Origin of the sequence: Bradyrhizobium sp. 35, from assembly GCF_023073215.1 — a bacterium.
Classification (GTDB): Bacteria; Pseudomonadota; Alphaproteobacteria; order Rhizobiales; family Xanthobacteraceae; genus Bradyrhizobium; species Bradyrhizobium canariense_D.
Map to the genome: position 1 here is coordinate 304,318 of NZ_JADPJC010000113.1, position 15,327 is coordinate 319,644.

A 15,327-nucleotide genomic window follows, 5' to 3' on the forward strand; every position below is an offset into this window, starting at 1 on the left:
ACTCCATGCATCCTACCGGCATGCCGCAGACGGCTCGCAGGCTCGCGAGGCTGGCTGCATCCGAGATGCGAACTCTTCAAAACTAGAAGACCTCGACATCGCCCCTCCGAGCGTTGACTTGCAGGGGGCTCTGACGGAACGATCGGCGCAGATCATCGGCGCCAGCCGGGGCATGGGCGCAGCCGGAGGCCAGAGGCTCAATGCACCAATCGACATCGACAGGGTCTCTCGACCTTCCGGCGCTGAGCGCAGCGGAGCGGCTCTTCATTTGGGGATTTCGGGCCAAGGCGCGCAGCGGAAGCGCCGTTCCGACCGCGGCCGACATCCAGCAAGTGACGACCATTTTGGCGTGGGCGACGCCGTGCCTTCGCTGGAATCCATCATCGAGATCTTTGCCTGCACGGCGCATACGGCCATCGCGGTGCACTGCCCGACCTGCCCCCGCATGTCCGACAGCGAGCACAGCATGTTACGGGCGATCGCGGCCGCGCAGAAAGAGCGCGACGATATCGCGCGCGAGCAGTTCGAATGCTGGCTGCCGCCAGTCGGCGCCGATTGGGCTCTCGCACCCGTGCGGGGGCTTGCAACGATCTTCCGCATGGCGGGTCTCATCCTGCCCGACCGGCACGTTCCGTCTTTGGACCATGACCAGACGATGGCGATGAAGAGCTGGCTGGTCGGAAGCCCCACGTTGCACTGACCGGGATCGCGCATGATGCAGGATAGTTGCGGCTCTGTGCCTGCCACGGAAGCCGGCGAGGCGCGGCTCTGTCCGCTTCAGGCCGCGCTTGCGACGCGGCCTGACGTCGAGAGCTACGATGATTTTGGCCGCGTCACGCTCTCGCTGTTCCGGTTCATCGCTGCCGCCTATACGACCGGCGCGTCCGATTGCTGGGAGGCGGCCTATCGCTTTGCCGACGAGGCGCCTGGCATCACCGACAGCCCGCTGCTGGTCGCACGCGTTGCCGCGCTCGTCAGAATCCTGCGCAGCGGCCGGCCCTGCCAATTGTGCTTCATGCCGCCGTCGTGCCGACGCCTGTCGAAGGACGAGGCGGAATTGATGCGACTGCTGGCGGTGGCACGCGGCAAGCAGCCGGGCGAGCTCCAAACTGTCGTCTGCCAGTTCGTCGGCAACGAGAACGAGACCGTGACGACGCGGGCGGTCAACGCGCTCGCGGTCTGCTGACACCTAGCCGCCCTTCCTGCCGAGCACGAGATCGATGGTGTGGGACGCGATCTTGCGCAGCTGCGCCTCGTCGCCGAAGGCACGTTCGAGCACGGCGAGGCCGCGCGTCACCGTGATGATGTGCAGCGCCGCGGCCGCGGAATTGCCGTTGAATTCACCGCGCGCCGCACCTGCCGACAACGTCTCCTGAACCAGAACGGTGATGCGCGAGATGAGGTTCGCGAAGGCCTGCCGCGCCTCCTCGTCCAGCCCCTCGCCTTCGGCCGCGCCGAGCTCCATCAGCCCGCGCGTCGTCGGGCATCCGCGCGGCGGCGTGCCGGCGCGGAAGTTGCTGATGGTCAGGTCGAAGAACGCGGTGAGGCGCTTTCGCAATGAGCCCGCGCCGAGCGCCTTTTGCAGCGCAAGGAGATAATCGGCCGCATAGCGCTCATAGGCCTGCAGGAACAGCGCCTCCTTGGTGCCGAAGGCGTTGTAGAGGCTGCCGCGCTGGACACCGGCGTCGCGCGCGATGTCCGACAGCGAGGTGCCGCGCACGCCCTTGCGCCAGAACTGGTCGAAGGCGATACGCAGGACATCGTCGTGGTCGAACTCGCGCGGCCTCAAGCTTTGCCCCTATCAAGCATATTTGACACGATGTCAAAAACATGATTTCTTGACGCCGCGTCAAAAACAAACTGGGGCCGATGCGCCCTTTCGTCAATGAGGATTTCGCGATGCCTCTCCTCCACATCTCGATGCGCGCCGGAAAGCCGGAAGCTTACCGGAAGGCAATCCTCGGCGGCCTCTACCGCGCCATGCGTGAGGCCCTGAACGTCCCTGAAGGCGACGAGTTCATGACCATCAGCGAGCATTCGCCCGCGAACTTCCGCTGCGGCAATGCCTACAGCGTCACGCGCAGCGACGATGCCGTGCTGATCCAGATCACCGTGTTCGCCTCGCGCACCCCCGAGCAGAAGAAGGCCCTGTACCGGCGGATCGCGGACCTGCTCGGCGAAAACCCGGGCCTCCGCCCCGAGGACGTGTTCGTCAACGTCCTCGATGCGCCCGCGGAGAACTGGTCCGTTGGAAATGGCATCGCGCAATTCGCCTGAAGCGGCAGCTTCACCGATCCGCAACGCAGGTCTCCATGATCCCGTCGAGCTCCGCCTTCGAGAGCACGCCTAGCTCGACGATGAAAACAATCCGCGCGCACGGCAGAGCCGGGGCATCGCCAACGGCGAGCGCGGCATCGCTAACGGCGAGCGCGGCATCTGCAGGGGCGAGCGTGGCGCGGCCGGCCGCGAATTGAAACACCATCTGGCGCCCGGGCTGCTCGACGGTCTCCAACAGGCCTTTTGCCCGCGCGAGTTTTGGCGCGAGGCGGCCGATGGCCTGCTGCAAGCGGGCGAGCGAAAGTGGCTGGTCCGAGGTCCAGCTCAGGGTTTCGAAGCGTTGCTCTGCCGGACGTTTCGGTCCGGGTTTGCGCGGCGCGGGCGCACGATCGACGGTCGCGGGAAACAGCAGCGCGGACGGAATCTCGCCGTGCTGCGCGTCGACCACCACGGCAGGAACGCGCTGTGCGCGGATGGCCTCGCGGATACGCCCGCCCGCACCCTCATCCGCCAGATCCAGCTTGCTCAGCGCCACGATGTCGGCGACGCGCAGCTGCGAGCGGTGCAGCGCGTCGTCGAGAGCGGCCGGCGGTGTCGCCGTGTCCATCACGCAGAGCACCGTTTCCAACGGCGCTTCGCGCAGGATCACGGGATCCATCAAATTGCGGACGATCTCGGCGGGATCGGCGACGCCGCTGGTCTCGATGACGATGTATTCCGGCTTCGGATCACGCCGCAGCAGCGTCGCAAGCGTGCGCAGCAGGTCGCCTTCGAGCGAGCAGCAGATGCAGCCATTGGCGAGGCTGACCACGCCGTCGCTCGCGCCGGCGATCAGCTCGGCATCGATGTTGATCGCACCGAAATCGTTGACCACAGCGGCGATCCGCCGCCCCTCCGCATGCGCCAGCAGATGGTTCACGACAGTGGTCTTGCCGGCCCCCAGAAAGCCCGTCACCAGGAGAATGGGGACCGGCATGTCTCAGCTCCCGACGACGGGACGGCGCACGGGACGGCCGGGCCGCACCGCGACGTCCAGCACACCATCTGTGATTAACGGCTGGCCGCTGACGATCAGATGCCGCACGCCTTCGGAGGGACGGTTCATCGCCGTGAAGGTCGCGCGGTCCGAGAGCTTCTCGTAGTCGAACACGACGATGTCGGCATCGGCATCCTTCGCGAGCCGACCTTTTGCGCGCATCGCGGGCGTGCTCTGCGACAGGATCTCCGCCGGGATCAGCGCGCATTTGCGCACGCCTTCGAGCAGCGACACGGTCTTGCGCTCGCGCACCCATTCGCGGATGAATTTCGTGAAGCAGCCCGCCGAGCGCGGATGCGAGGTGGCGTCATTCGGCAGCGGCCAGGCATCGCCGGTGTAGGTCTTGCCGTCCGACGTCGTCCACGGCATCGCGTCGGAGGCGATCGCGCCGCCGGGATAGAGCACCGACATGTCGAGGAGGTCGCGGTGATGCGCATTGTTCTCGGTGTCGAGGATGTGCCACAGCACCAGCGAGGACGGCTCTTCCGCCTGCGCCTTCAGGAGCTCCTCGCGATCGCTGAAGCGATGGCCGTCGGTGACCCGCTGCACGGAATCGTAACCGGTGCCGTTGCGCTCGACGAATTCGGGGTCGCTGAAGAAGGCGGCCGCCAGCACGGTCGAGCCGGTGCCGTAGGGATAGGCCTCGACCGTGATGGGCAGGCCCTGCGCCTGCGCTTTCGCGATCAGCACGCGGCAGCGCTCGACGTCGGTCTTGCTCGACGAGTTGAAATGGCAGATGTGCATGTGCGCGCCGGTGGCTCCGGCATAGCCGATCAGGCGGATATAGGCTTCCGCCGCGCTCTCGGGATCGATGCGCGACATGTAGGCGACATGGGTGAAGGTCGGCACGTCCTGCGCGGCCGCGAGCTGGCAGACCGCGGTCAGCTCCTGCACGCCGGCGCCCGGCGCATAGGCGTTCAAGATCCCGATGCCGATGCCGCCCTCGTTCAGACCGCGCGAAAGGCGCTCGAGAATGCCGGCAACCTCCGCATCGCTGGCCACATTGTCCATCCAGCGGCGATCGCGCATGGCGTTGCCGAACGCCTCCAGCGAGCTCTCCGCATTGGAGCCCGTCATCGCGCCGATACGCGCGAAAGCCCAATTGGTGGCCGCGCCGTAGTTCAGCACGCGCCCCTTCCGCGCCTGGCGCTCATACCAGGATCCGACCGGCAGCACGCCCGCTTCGAGATCGAGCGTGGTCGTGACGCCGTCGAACGCCTGCATCCGATCCGCGGGGAGCGACTGGCCATGCGCATGAAGGTCGATGAAGCCGGGGGCGACCACGAGCCCGGTCGCGTCGATCGTCCGCTCGGCGCTTCCGAGCGAGGCGCCAATCGCGGCGATCCTGCCGTCCACGACCGCCACATCACCAACCGCGTCCATTCCGCTGGCGGGATCCACCACCCGGCCGCCAGAGATCACCAAGCCGCTCATATCAAAATTCCTCCGCGCTGAATTCGCATCAAGGCAGATTCCGGGAGGGACGACCACCTCCACCGATGCTGACGCATCATGCTCGCAAGGAAGGCTCGAAAGGGAGGCTCGAAAGGGAGGTCAGTTTGCATGCGGGTTGCGGATACGCGCTCGCAGCCTCGCGGCATGTTTTGCCCGAGCTATGCTTCTCGCTTCACCCCCTCGAAAAGAAAGGGCGCAGGGAAGACCGGGCGCCGGCTGGCACCCATAAAAACCCCCATGCGAACTGATTGCACACGCAATGCATAGGGGAGACACAGGGCAGCCGAGACCAGGCCTTCCCTGCGCGATGGTTTGACGGCCTATGCCGCGCTCTCCCCGGAGACGAGTTCCTTTTTGTCTCCGTCACCCCCGCGAAATGCACGGCACCGCGCCGGTTGACGCGCTGACGCCTTCGCAAAGGCTTGACCGTAGCAACGACGGCCAGGACCACACGGTTTCGCCGTACGCAGGCTGACCCTGCTTCGCCAAGAGGCTTCGCAGGACATGCCTGCTTCGCCAGAGGCTTCGCGAGGTCTGGGCGCCGTCCGTCGATGCGGTTCGTGCCGTGCTCACGAGGTTCATCTCGCCCTGCACGCAACAAGCCCGCCTTTAACGCCGCCCGCGTCCACCGCAACTCCCAGCCCGCGTTCGTGACGACGTACGACCGCCCCTTTTGTGGGCTGGGATGGCCGACACATACGATATTTCCGAATTTCGGTAAACTGGAATATTTTTGCGGAGAGGGATTGACTTGCGTTTGCGGCTGTTTCGCCCAACCGGCGGAGACGACGGACTGCACGACCATGCAATGGACCGCAGAGCAGCTCCGCCGTCTTCTCGCCCCCATTATCATTCAGAGATGTAGCGGGGCGCTACGGTGGGCAAAGTTCCCAAAGGTTTTGTGTGATCGCTCGACGTCTCCTGCAACGCGACCCTCGTCATTCTATTTCGCGCCGCGCTCTCCTCGGCGGATTTATGTCGGCGGGGACCGCCCTCGCGCTTGGCGGATGCGCCGGCTTGGGTGCGACCGGGGCGCGTTTCGACGCGTCATCGTTATCCCTTGACCCCACATTGCTCGTCACCACCACGCGCAAGCCGGTGAACGGCGGTCGCACGAAGCCCTGGTTCGGGCCGGAGCGCGCGACGACCATGACAATCGCGCGGGCGAAGCTGGGGGCGCCGGACGAGAGCCGCCTTTCTCTGGCCTCGGTTGGACTTGGCGATTGGCGCCTTGACCGGGTCGAACCGGTGTCGGCCGACGTTGGCGATCTCGTTGCGCAGGCCGGCGGAGGAGACGTGCTGATCTATGTGCACGGCTTCAAGCAGACGTTCGAGACGGCGGTGCTGGATGGCGCCCATCTCTCCGATGGGATCAAGTTCCGCGGCCGGACCATGGTGTTCTCCTGGCCCTCCAAGGCAGGACTGTTCGACTATGCCTATGACCGCGACAGTGCGATGTGGTCCCGCGACGAGTTCGAGCGCGTGCTCTCCACACTCGTGTCGGCGCCAGGCACCGGCCGCGTGAACATCGTTGCGCACAGCATGGGAACCATGCTGTCGCTCGAAAGCCTGCGTCAGCTCTATGCGCGATACGGCGACACAGTGACGAGCAAGATCGGCGCCGTGGTGTTTGCCGCGCCCGATATCGACATGGACGTGTTCTCGTCAGCGATCCAGCGCATCGGTCCGCTTGCGGGCAAAATCACCGTGATCGCCGCGACGAACGATCGCGCACTGGCGTTGTCGGGACAGATCGCAGGTGGAATGACCAGGGTCGGCGCCGCCGAAAAAGCCGTCATCGCGCGCCTCGGCGTACGCGTGGTCGATGCGTCAGCGGAAGGCTGGGGCATCATCAACCACGATCTTTTTCTGTCGAATGCCGAAGTGCAGCGGGTGATCCGCCGCTCGATCGACGGCACGATCGCTTAGGAGAGCGCCTGCGCGGCATGAGTTTGATGCGTCGCGATCAATGACACCGAAGCGACAACCAACTACAATGGCAATTTTCGCTCGGCGATGATCCGCACAGGCGGAAAGGCGACGCAATCCACCACGTCGAACAACACTTCAATGTTGCGGTCAAACGCGTGCGCGAAGTCCATCGCATCATCGCGGCGTTCATCGGCAATAGCAGTGCCGAGCGTGCAATGGGGCGTCCAAGCGCCGGGCCGGTAGTGAGGACGACAATGCGCTGGATCGATTGCCGCGCTGATGATGCCGTGGATGCGAGCCAGGGATTCGTTGGCCTCCGGCTCCGCCCAGAGGACAAGCGGAGAAGCTTCGAACCAGCGAATTCGTTTGAACCTGATCCGCAGTTGCCTCTCGCCAGAACTAGCTGCCAGCATTGCATCGCACGCAGCCTTCTCGTGAGCCGCCGGGGAATCGTAGATGGCAAACGTAAAATGAGGCCGGTAGCCAAGGGCACGCATCGAGGGCTCGGCCTCGAAGACGGCAACCTGATGCCACAGCCGCACGATCTCGCCTGCTGAATCGTTGTCAGACCGGATATTGATCGCCAATGCCACAGGCGCACCCAAGGGGCGGAACAATCAAATCGAGATCAGGGGAAAGGCTGGCTTCAAGACAATGGCGCTCCCTAGGGGAATCGAACCCCTGTTTCAGCCTTGAGAGGGCCGCGTCCTAACCGCTAGACGAAGGGAGCGTTGAGGGAGAGGACATAGCCTCGAATTTTGCCGGCGGCAAGCGGGGATCGAGGGGTTTCGGATGCTCGCTCTCCGCTGTCGTCCTGGCGAATGCCAGGACCCACCAGTCCCCGCAACCACACCAGCCGGTGTTATGGGTCCTGGCCTTCGCCAGGAAGACGATGGCGGCGAGTTCCGAGGCCGTACTCACGGCTCATTGGCGAATTTCAGCTTTCCAGCCGGCTTCAACGTGTGGGCATCGAAGGTGCGGATCTCGGTGACGCCGCCGATGTCGAGCGTGATCACGAGCCGGTCGCCGGCGACGCCGCTCGAGACGATTTTGGCGCCCTTCGGGAGAGTCGCGGTGACGTCGCCTGCCGGCTCGGGCGCCCTTCCCTCGGACTTGAAAAGGCGGTAGCCCACCGCGATCAGCACGGCGCAGATTGCCAGCGCCGTGGTCAACCCCGCGACCAGCATCATCCGCCGCACCCGCGCGAACAGCGCGGCCTGCTCGGGGCTCGGTTCGGGAACAACGGTATCAGACGTCGTCATGGAAAATTCTGGCTCTGCGCAAAGGTTGGAGGTTGTCGTCGAAGGCTCCGAGGGCTCGACCCGGCTCGACCGCGTGCTGGCGCTGCACCTTGCCGAGCTATCGCGATCGAGGCTGAAAGCCCTGATTCTGGGGGGCGCGGTGAGCCTCAGGGACGCCGCGATCCGGGACCCCGCTTATCACGTCGCCTCCGGCGATACGATCACAATCGACGTGCCGGAAGCGGCCGCGCCGGAGCCGAAAGGCGAGGATATCGCCCTCGAGATCGTGTTCGAGGACGACGACATCGTCGTCCTCAACAAGCCGAAGGGGCTGGTGGTGCATCCCGCGGCGGGCCACGAGACCGGTACGCTGGTCAATGCGCTGATCGCCCATTGCGGCGGCTCGCTCTCCGGCATCGGCGGGGTGCGCCGGCCCGGCATCGTGCACCGGCTGGACAAGGACACCACCGGGTTGATGGTGGTCGCCAAGAACGACCTCGCGCATGCCTCGCTCACCGCGCAATTCGCCGATCACGGCCGTACCGGGCCGATGCGGCGCGGCTACATGGCCTTCGCCTGGGGGCTGCCGGGCCGCCATCGCGGCACCGTGGACGCGCCGATCGACCGTCACCCGCATGCGCGCGAGAAAATGGCGGTGCGCCAGGGCGGCCGCGAGGCCGTGACGCATTGGGAGCTTCTGGAGAGTTTTGCCGGACGCGACGGCAAGCCGATCGCGACGCTGCTCGCCTGCGAACTCGAGACCGGACGCACCCATCAGATCCGCGTCCACCTCGCCCATATCGGCCACCCCCTGATGGGCGACGCCGTCTACGGCCCGCATTTCAAGACCAAGGCGAACCAGCTGGGCCCCGAGTCGCAGGCCGCCCTCGCCGCGCTGGGGCGGCAGGCGCTGCACGCCTACCTGCTGGTATTGGAGCACCCGAGGACTGGAGAATTACTTCACTGGGAGACGCCTCTGCCGGAGGATTTGCTTCTCCTTCAGGGGGCCCTCAAGGCGGCGCTATGACGCAGGCCGCTTCAGAAATGCTTTACATTACAAAAAGTTATAGCTGCCACACGGGGACGTGACGTCAGCAATCCTTCCCTTTTTGCCTTCCGATGGAGTATATTGCGCTTGCGTTGAAGACCAACGCGGAACATCGCAGCACCGATCGGCTTTAACCAAGCGGTCGTCTGCCTGGCCCGCCGCTATCGGGGGCCTGAACCTGTTTGGAGGGCGCACTATGGCCCGTACAGCTACCCTGCCGGTCCTTAATGGCGAATCCGGCCTTTCCCGTTACCTCGGCGAAATCCGCAAGTTTCCGATGCTGGAACCCCAGCAGGAATACATGCTCGCCAAGCGTTGGCGCGAGCACGATGATCGCGACGCCGCGCACCAACTCGTCACCAGCCATCTCCGTCTCGTGGCCAAGATCGCCATGGGCTATCGCGGCTACGGCCTGCCGATCTCCGAGGTCGTCTCAGAAGGCAATGTCGGCCTGATGCAGGCGGTGAAGCGGTTCGAGCCCGAGAAGGGCTTCCGTCTCGCAACCTACGCGATGTGGTGGATCAAGGCCTCGATTCAAGAGTACATCCTGCGTTCGTGGTCGCTCGTGAAGATGGGCACCACCGCGAACCAGAAGAAGCTGTTCTTCAACCTGCGCAAGGCGAAGAGCAAGATTTCCGCACTGGACGAAGGCGATCTCCGCCCCGACCAGGTGGCCATCATTGCCAAGCGTCTCGGCGTCACGGCTCAGGACGTGGTCGACATGAACCGCCGCCTCGGTGGCGACGCGTCGCTCAACGCTCCGATCCGCGACGACGGCGAAGCCGGCGAATGGCAGGACTGGCTGGTCGACAATTCGCCCAACCAGGAAGCCATGCTGGCGGAGCACGAGGAGTATGATCACCGCCGTGACGCCCTGAACGGCGCCATGGGCGTGCTCAACCCGCGCGAACGCCGCATCTTCGAGGCGCGCCGCCTCGCCGATGAGCCGATGACGCTGGAAGACCTGGCTGCCGAGTTCGGCGTGTCGCGCGAGCGCGTCCGCCAGATCGAGGTCCGCGCCTTCGAGAAGGTGCAGTCCGCGGTCAAGGGCACGATCGCAAAGGCCGAACAGGCCGCGCTGGAAGCCGCGCTCTAAGCGCGAGGTTTTTAGCGCCAGAGTTTGGCGGATCGACAAGTGACAGAAAGCCGGCGGCAACGCCGGCTTTTTTGTTTGGACGCAACTCTCGCCGTCATGCCACGCGAAGGCGGGGCATCCAGTACGCCGCGGCGCTTGTTGCAAGAGCGAGGTCTCCAATGCAGGCCTCCGGAATACTGGATCGCCCGGCTAAACCGGGCGATGACAGCGGGGTTGTGGCTCTGCCTTGAACCCGCGCTGCCGGTCGACCGACCAAAAGCATCGGGCCGACAGCATCAAGAGAACGGACACGCACCGTGTCGATCATCCTGCAATCCACCGTCGGCGGTTTCTCCGCCCAGTTCATGCGGAAGCTGCCGCTGGTCGAGCAGGCGATGCGCGACCACGGGCTCGAGCCGTCGGAGTTCGTGATCTCGAAGGACTACGCCTCGACCGCGACGATCCCGCTGATGGGTCCGTTCTTCTTCAACTACAGCGTCTACTTCGGCGACGAGACATTCACCGTCACCGAGCCGAACGACATGGTGTTCCTGGACTACTTCTTCAAACGCGTGCTGGCGGCGGATGACCCGCCGGAACTGCCGCGGCGGCCGGGCTTGATCCGGCGGCTGTTCGGCTGGATGTCGCAACCGGTGTAGCTCGTCACTCCCCCCAAACCCGCGCCAGCGTCGCGAGCCAGCAGCCTTCGCAATAGCGGGCGTCCTTGTAGTCGATCCAGTTGTGCGCATAGACGCGGTCGAGCGGGATGCCGTAGCGCGCGCGCAGGATCTGGACGAGGATCTTCCACGCCGCGACCTGCGCCGCGGTCGGGCCCGTCGTGACGTCGGGATAGTTGCCGGCGAACTCGACGCCGATCGAATTGTCGCGCACCACCTGGCGATAGGTCGGCTTGTTGTCGATGTACTTGTTGTCGTTGCGGTTGGCACCATCGCCGTGGGTCGGCACCAGGTTTTCCGCGACCGCCCAATAGACGGTGCCGTCGGTCTCGACCCACAATGTGACGCCGCGACGCGTGGGGTTCTTCGCTTGCACCTCGGCACCGCCCCGCGCCGAGCCGGCCGGTCCCTCGGTCTGGTGCACGATGATGTTGCGCCACGGTTTTGCGTTGCCGACGTCACCCCATGGCGCCAGCCACACCATCTTCAGGCCGGGAATGTCGGGCGTGCCGGAGGCGCGCGCGAGCTTTGCGAGCTCGGCGTCGGTCGCAGCGGCAGGTGCGATCAGAGTGAGAGCGGCGAGAACGGCCGCGAGCAGGCGAGAGATCATCATGCGGGTCCAATGCGGACCTGACGTTAGCACGCCCTTACGCGAATTTGCGCAAGGCCTCGCCTGGACCGATCGGGTCAGGCATGAGCGGCGGCGCCGGATCGTGGACGGCAAAGTCGTTCTTGCCGTTCTTCTTGGCCGCATAGAGCGCGTGGTCGGCATGCGCGATCAGGCGGTCCGGAAACTGGCCGACGCCGCGGTCCCACTGCGCTACCCCGATCGAGATCGCGATCGGAATGTCGACGCCGGTGCAGGTGACGGCATCCTGGCGGCAGACCTCGAGCACGCGGCGGGCGATCGCAGCCGCCTCGCGCAAGGTCGACGAGGGCAGCACGACGCAGAATTCGTCGCCGCCGGTGCGGGCGAGCATGTCGCCGGGCCTCAAGCGCGTCTGCGCCATCAGGGTGAAGTGCTGGAGGCAGGCATCGCCCGCGGCATGGCCATGGGTGTCGTTGATGGTCTTGAAGCCGTCGAGATCGATGACCAGCAGCGAGAACGGCTCGCTGCTGCGCTCCGAGCGGGCGCATTCTTCGCTCAGCCGCTGCAACAAATGCCGCCGGTTGGCGACGCCGGTGAGATCGTCGAGTAGCGCGAGGTCGGCGACCTCGTTGCGCAAGCTGTCCATCGCCATCAGCAGGAAGCCGAAATTGAGCGTCATGGACAGGAACAGGAGACCCAGCACCATGACGCCATGAGCCTGGCCGCCGGCGCTTGCCGAGAAATCGCCGCCGAGCAGATTGCCCACCGTGCGGACGACGAGGATCGCGATAATGGCGAGGATGACGATGCCGGACAGCCGGGCGCCCGGACTGACGCGGCCTTCCGGCGGCGACAGCAACAGACGCAGCGCCAGCACCAGCGGCACGGCCTGACCGAGCGTGTAGCAGAGCATGCGCAGCTGCATGTTGTCGAAGCCGACCACGAAGAACACGACGCCGGCGAGGCTTAAGCCTGCTGTTGCGATCATGACGCGCCATGAGACGGGCCGGTGATAGAAGCGTTGAATGCCCATGGCGGCAAGGCAGCTCGCCGCGATGACGCCGGCAGCGCCAAGCAGGAGCGGCAACGGAGACGCGACGAACAGGCGCAGCAGGGCCGTCATCGCGCCGGTCGCGCCGATAAAGGACGATGCCATCCAGAACCGCGCGGCCGCGAATTTCGGATAGGTGCGCATCACGTAGGCCCAGATCAGGCCGAGCGCCAGGAAGTTGACGACGAACACGGTCCAGAGTGTCGGCACGTTCAGCATGGCGCACGCGGCGCGCGCAGCGTCGCGCCCTCCGTCCCTGCCAGCTGACCGTCCATGATCCCGTCCCCGTTTTCTTTGGGGGGACAATGCCGCCGCCGCGCTTAACGGAGTCTCACTGCGATCCGCGAAAGCATGACTTTGGTTTTGGATTCATGAACGGCTGGCGCATTGTCGGATCGTTAGGCATGCCGGCGATGCGGATTCGTGAGCTAAAATCACCCGAAAATGCATCTGAGCTGTGGATAACGCGATGACACGGATGTGACAGCGCGGGGCAGAAGCGCGCGAATCTGCTGAGCTTGTCATCGAGGATGTTGCGAGGCTGGCCCTCCGCCGAGCATCCCTCGTGTCGCGTTTCACCATTAACCCTGAAGAGGATCCTATGGCTAAGAAAGCGAAGAAGGCGAAGAAGGCGACGAAGAAGAAGGCCAAGAAGGCAGCGAAGAAGAAGTAGCGAGGCTTCTTATTCTTTGCCCGGGTGGAGCACGCTCCGCCCGGGCGTCGGGTGGGAGTTCTGAGTTGGAAGATGGCGGGCGCAAGGCCCGCTTTTTTGTTGGCTGGAGAAGCTATCGCTCCGCGAACGCCAGCTTGGCGCCGAGCGCGGCGAAGCCGGCGGCAAAACTCCGGCGCAGCCAGGCCATGACACGCGGGCGGGAGATGACGCGCTCGCGCACCGATGCCGCACAGAGGCCGTAGACCACGAACACCGCAAACGTCATCGCCATGAAGGCGCCGCTCAATTGCAGCATTCGCGCCAGCACATGGGCTTCGTCCGCGGCGATGAACTGCGGCAGGAAAGCCAGGAAGAAGATCGACAGCTTCGGATTGAGGATGTTGATCAGGAAGCCGGTCACGATCACCCGACCGACCGAACGCTCGCGGATCTCGCCGTCGACTGCCAGCGCCCCGGTCTCGCGCAGCGCCTGCCAGGACATGTAGAGCAGATAGGCGACACCGCACCATTTCAGCGCGGCGAAGGCGAGCGCGCTGGTGTGGAGCACGGCGGCGAGCCCCAGCATCGCGGCCGTCATGTGCGGCACGATTCCGAGGGTGCAGCCGAAGGCAGCGGCGATGCTCGCGCGCGAGCCGCGGGTCAGCGCGGCCGCCAGCGTGTAGAGCACGCCGGTGCCGGGCGAGGCGACGACGATCAGCGAGGTGAGCAGGAAGGACAAGGTCATGGACCGACCTTATCACCGCGCCGCGGACCACGAAAGCCGGCCTGCCGGATCGACCCTCAGGACAGCTGCGCGATCTCGGCCTCGCGGAGCACGTCGAGCGGCGCCCATGGCTTGGCCCAGAACTTCGCGCCGTTCGGCAAGGCCTGCATCAAGGGCCGGCCGGAGGTGACGACGACGTCGAGCTTCGGGTTGCGGTCCTTGGCGACATGCGCGAGCTCGACGCCGTTCATGCGGCCGGCAAGCTGAACGTCGGTCATCATCAGGCAGAGCGCGCCGGCGCTCTTCTCCAGCACAAGCTCGGCCGCCTCGGCGCTCTCGCATTGAATGACGTCGTAGCCGCTTTCTTCGAGAAGAAGACTGAGCATCTCCCTCTGCATGAGGTCGTCTTCCACGATCAGTGCGGTGGCTCGAAACGGCTTTGCTTGTCCCATCGGCGGCTCCCAATGCTGCCTGTCTTCATCAAGTAACGTAGGTTAAGGTGGGAACCGCCATGCGGTTCGGTTCCAATATGAAAAAATGTAAATCATAGTTCCGCTCAAGTGGCTCGACGGGGGAATCATCATGACTGCAATCCGCGGCGCCGCCGCTATCACCGGAGCGGCAAGCGGCATCGGCCGCGCACTGGCGATCGAGCTTGCACGGCGCGGCTGCGATCTCGCGCTCGCCGATCGCGACGAGCCCGGGCTGAAGACGCTCGCGGCCGAGATCGGCGCCGCAAGCAAGCTCAGCCTGCATCGCGTCGATGTCAGCAAGCCCGACGACATCGCGCAATTCGCGCGTGAGGCGGCCACCGCGCATCCCGCACTTGGCATCGTCGTCAACAATGCCGGCGTTGCACTGATGGGATCGTTCGAGGAGATCGACCAGGCGCAGATGGACTGGCTGTTCGACATCAATTTCTGGGGCGTGGTGCACGGCACGCGCGCCTTCCTGCCGCATCTGAAGACGCTGGGCGAGGCACACATCGTCAATTTGTCCTCGATCTTCGGCATCATCGCCCCGCCGGGACAGTCGGCCTATGCCGCGGCGAAATTCGCGGTGCGCGGCTTTTCCGAGAGCGTGCGGCACGAGCTGGCCATGGCGGGCAGCCCTGTCAGGCTGTCGGTCGTGCATCCTGGCGGCGTCGCCACCGCCATCGCCCGCAACTCGCGCACCGGGGTCGGCGTCACCGACAACGCACGCCGGTCGCAATCGATCGAGCGGTTCGAGAACGCGGCAAGGACCACGCCCCGGGACGCCGCGCTGCGCATCATCAAGGGCATCGAGAGAAACGAGCCGCGCATCCTGATCGGCAACGACGCCCGCTTCATGGATCTCCTGCAGCGCTTCCGCCCGGCAACGTACTGGGCGCCGTTGCAGCGCAAGCTGGAGAGGATGGCGAAGGGGACGGAGTGAGGGGCGCCGTCGAATTAAACCGTCGTCCTGGCGAGCGTTCACGGACCTCTCCGTTGTCACTCCCCGCGAAGGCGGGGAATCCAGTACGCCGCAGCCTCTCCGTATTCTCGCGCGGTCTCTGGAATACTGGATCGCCCGCCTTCGCGGGCGATGA

At 65.1% G+C, this 15,327-nt stretch carries 17 protein-coding genes and 1 tRNA gene; 8 read left to right on the top strand and 10 right to left on the bottom strand.

What is annotated here, in order from left to right; genetic code table 11:
- Positions 1-349 precede the first annotated feature (349 nt).
- Together IVB36_RS24620 and IVB36_RS24625 are read left to right on the top strand one after the other, a co-directional pair.
- Positions 350-700, top strand: a complete 351-nt coding sequence (locus tag IVB36_RS24620; RefSeq protein WP_018453636.1) for a hypothetical protein — start codon at positions 350-352, stop codon at positions 698-700.
- Positions 701-712: 12 nt separating this feature from the next.
- Positions 713-1,186, top strand: coding sequence for a hypothetical protein (locus IVB36_RS24625; RefSeq protein ID WP_247296140.1), 474 nt, complete (start codon positions 713-715; stop codon positions 1,184-1,186).
- Between the two features lie 3 nt (positions 1,187-1,189).
- Here the strand turns inward: IVB36_RS24625 and IVB36_RS24630 are convergent, their stop codons facing one another.
- Positions 1,190-1,789, bottom strand: coding sequence for a TetR/AcrR family transcriptional regulator (locus IVB36_RS24630; protein WP_247296142.1), 600 nt, complete (start codon positions 1,787-1,789; stop codon positions 1,190-1,192).
- A 110-nt stretch (positions 1,790-1,899) separates the two neighbouring features.
- On the opposite strand from IVB36_RS24630, the gene IVB36_RS24635 reads away from it, so the two are divergent.
- On the top strand, positions 1,900-2,277 hold the full coding sequence (locus IVB36_RS24635) for a tautomerase family protein (RefSeq protein WP_247296144.1): 378 nt from the start codon (positions 1,900-1,902) through the stop codon (positions 2,275-2,277).
- Positions 2,278-2,287: 10 nt separating this feature from the next.
- Here IVB36_RS24635 and IVB36_RS24640 read toward each other — a convergent pair whose 3' ends face one another.
- Positions 2,288-3,253, bottom strand: a complete 966-nt coding sequence (locus IVB36_RS24640; RefSeq protein ID WP_247296146.1) for a GTP-binding protein — start codon at positions 3,251-3,253, stop codon at positions 2,288-2,290.
- Between the two features lie 3 nt (positions 3,254-3,256).
- Entirely contained in the window at positions 3,257-4,747 is a 1,491-nt protein-coding gene (locus IVB36_RS24645) for an amidohydrolase family protein (RefSeq protein ID WP_247296148.1), read from the bottom strand.
- A 924-nt stretch (positions 4,748-5,671) separates the two neighbouring features.
- On the opposite strand from IVB36_RS24645, the gene IVB36_RS24650 reads away from it, so the two are divergent.
- A complete protein-coding gene (locus tag IVB36_RS24650) occupies positions 5,672-6,697 on the top strand; it encodes an alpha/beta hydrolase (RefSeq protein ID WP_085349595.1) in 1,026 nt (341 codons plus the stop codon).
- A gap of 62 nt (positions 6,698-6,759) precedes the next feature.
- On the opposite strand, the gene IVB36_RS24655 is transcribed toward IVB36_RS24650, so the two are convergent.
- The 3 genes from IVB36_RS24655 to IVB36_RS24665 all read right to left on the bottom strand — a co-directional run bounded on the left by IVB36_RS24655 (position 6,760) and on the right by IVB36_RS24665 (position 7,962).
- A complete protein-coding gene (locus IVB36_RS24655; protein ID WP_085349596.1) occupies positions 6,760-7,293 on the bottom strand; it encodes a 2'-5' RNA ligase family protein in 534 nt (177 codons plus the stop codon).
- Between the two features lie 62 nt (positions 7,294-7,355).
- A tRNA-Glu gene (locus IVB36_RS24660) sits at positions 7,356-7,430 on the bottom strand.
- A 187-nt stretch (positions 7,431-7,617) separates the two neighbouring features.
- Complete coding sequence (locus tag IVB36_RS24665) at positions 7,618-7,962, bottom strand: hypothetical protein (RefSeq protein WP_247296153.1); 345 nt, start codon at positions 7,960-7,962, stop codon at positions 7,618-7,620.
- On the opposite strand from IVB36_RS24665, the gene IVB36_RS24670 reads away from it, so the two are divergent.
- The 3 genes from IVB36_RS24670 (at position 7,961) to IVB36_RS24680 (ending at position 10,723) form a co-directional block, all read left to right on the top strand.
- Positions 7,961-8,968: an RluA family pseudouridine synthase gene (locus IVB36_RS24670; RefSeq protein ID WP_247296155.1), complete on the top strand. Its 1,008-nt coding sequence runs from the start codon at positions 7,961-7,963 to the stop codon at positions 8,966-8,968. The genes IVB36_RS24665 and IVB36_RS24670 overlap by 2 nt on opposite strands.
- A 217-nt stretch (positions 8,969-9,185) precedes the next feature.
- Entirely contained in the window at positions 9,186-10,085 is a 900-nt protein-coding gene (rpoH, locus tag IVB36_RS24675; protein WP_007596598.1) for an RNA polymerase sigma factor RpoH, read from the top strand.
- 296 nt (positions 10,086-10,381) lie between these two features.
- The gene (locus IVB36_RS24680) at positions 10,382-10,723 is read left to right on the top strand and encodes a hypothetical protein (RefSeq protein ID WP_027520274.1); all 342 of its coding nucleotides are present in this window, start codon (positions 10,382-10,384) and stop codon (positions 10,721-10,723) included.
- Between the two features lie 4 nt (positions 10,724-10,727).
- Here IVB36_RS24680 and IVB36_RS24685 read toward each other — a convergent pair whose 3' ends face one another.
- The 4 genes from IVB36_RS24685 to IVB36_RS24700 form a co-directional block, all read right to left on the bottom strand.
- The gene (locus IVB36_RS24685; RefSeq protein ID WP_247296157.1) at positions 10,728-11,354 is read right to left on the bottom strand and encodes a peptidoglycan recognition family protein; all 627 of its coding nucleotides are present in this window, start codon (positions 11,352-11,354) and stop codon (positions 10,728-10,730) included.
- A 34-nt stretch (positions 11,355-11,388) separates the two neighbouring features.
- Positions 11,389-12,600: a GGDEF domain-containing protein gene (locus IVB36_RS24690; protein ID WP_247296158.1), complete on the bottom strand. Its 1,212-nt coding sequence runs from the start codon at positions 12,598-12,600 to the stop codon at positions 11,389-11,391.
- Between the two features lie 566 nt (positions 12,601-13,166).
- Positions 13,167-13,778 carry a LysE family translocator gene (locus tag IVB36_RS24695; RefSeq protein WP_247296161.1) on the bottom strand — a complete coding sequence of 204 codons (612 nt, stop codon included), beginning with the start codon at positions 13,776-13,778 and terminating at the stop codon, positions 13,167-13,169.
- 56 nt (positions 13,779-13,834) lie between these two features.
- Entirely contained in the window at positions 13,835-14,209 is a 375-nt protein-coding gene (locus IVB36_RS24700) for a response regulator (protein WP_018453620.1), read from the bottom strand.
- Positions 14,210-14,339: 130 nt separating this feature from the next.
- On the opposite strand from IVB36_RS24700, the gene IVB36_RS24705 reads away from it, so the two are divergent.
- Entirely contained in the window at positions 14,340-15,173 is an 834-nt protein-coding gene (locus IVB36_RS24705) for an SDR family oxidoreductase (RefSeq protein WP_247361002.1), read from the top strand.
- Positions 15,174-15,327: the final 154 nt, after the last annotated feature.

Bases quoted from the DNA above. Each gene is read 5' to 3' on its own strand.
- IVB36_RS24625 (WP_247296140.1), top strand. From the start codon at position 713: ATGATGCAGGATAGTTGCGGCTCTGTGCCTGCCACGGAAGCCGGCGAG.
- IVB36_RS24635 (WP_247296144.1), top strand. From the start codon at position 1,900: ATGCCTCTCCTCCACATCTCGATGCGCGCCGGAAAGCCGGAAGCTTAC.
- IVB36_RS24640 (WP_247296146.1), bottom strand. From the start codon at position 3,253: ATGCCGGTCCCCATTCTCCTGGTGACGGGCTTTCTGGGGGCCGGCAAG.
- IVB36_RS24645 (WP_247296148.1), bottom strand. From the start codon at position 4,747: ATGAGCGGCTTGGTGATCTCTGGCGGCCGGGTGGTGGATCCCGCCAGC.
- IVB36_RS24670 (WP_247296155.1), top strand. From the start codon at position 7,961: ATGGAAAATTCTGGCTCTGCGCAAAGGTTGGAGGTTGTCGTCGAAGGC.
- IVB36_RS24665 (WP_247296153.1), bottom strand. From the start codon at position 7,962: ATGACGACGTCTGATACCGTTGTTCCCGAACCGAGCCCCGAGCAGGCC.
- rpoH (WP_007596598.1), top strand. From the start codon at position 9,186: ATGGCCCGTACAGCTACCCTGCCGGTCCTTAATGGCGAATCCGGCCTT.
- IVB36_RS24685 (WP_247296157.1), bottom strand. From the start codon at position 11,354: ATGATGATCTCTCGCCTGCTCGCGGCCGTTCTCGCCGCTCTCACTCTG.
- IVB36_RS24690 (WP_247296158.1), bottom strand. From the start codon at position 12,600: ATGCTGAACGTGCCGACACTCTGGACCGTGTTCGTCGTCAACTTCCTG.
- IVB36_RS24695 (WP_247296161.1), bottom strand. From the start codon at position 13,778: ATGACCTTGTCCTTCCTGCTCACCTCGCTGATCGTCGTCGCCTCGCCC.
- IVB36_RS24700 (WP_018453620.1), bottom strand. From the start codon at position 14,209: ATGGGACAAGCAAAGCCGTTTCGAGCCACCGCACTGATCGTGGAAGAC.
- IVB36_RS24705 (WP_247361002.1), top strand. From the start codon at position 14,340: ATGACTGCAATCCGCGGCGCCGCCGCTATCACCGGAGCGGCAAGCGGC.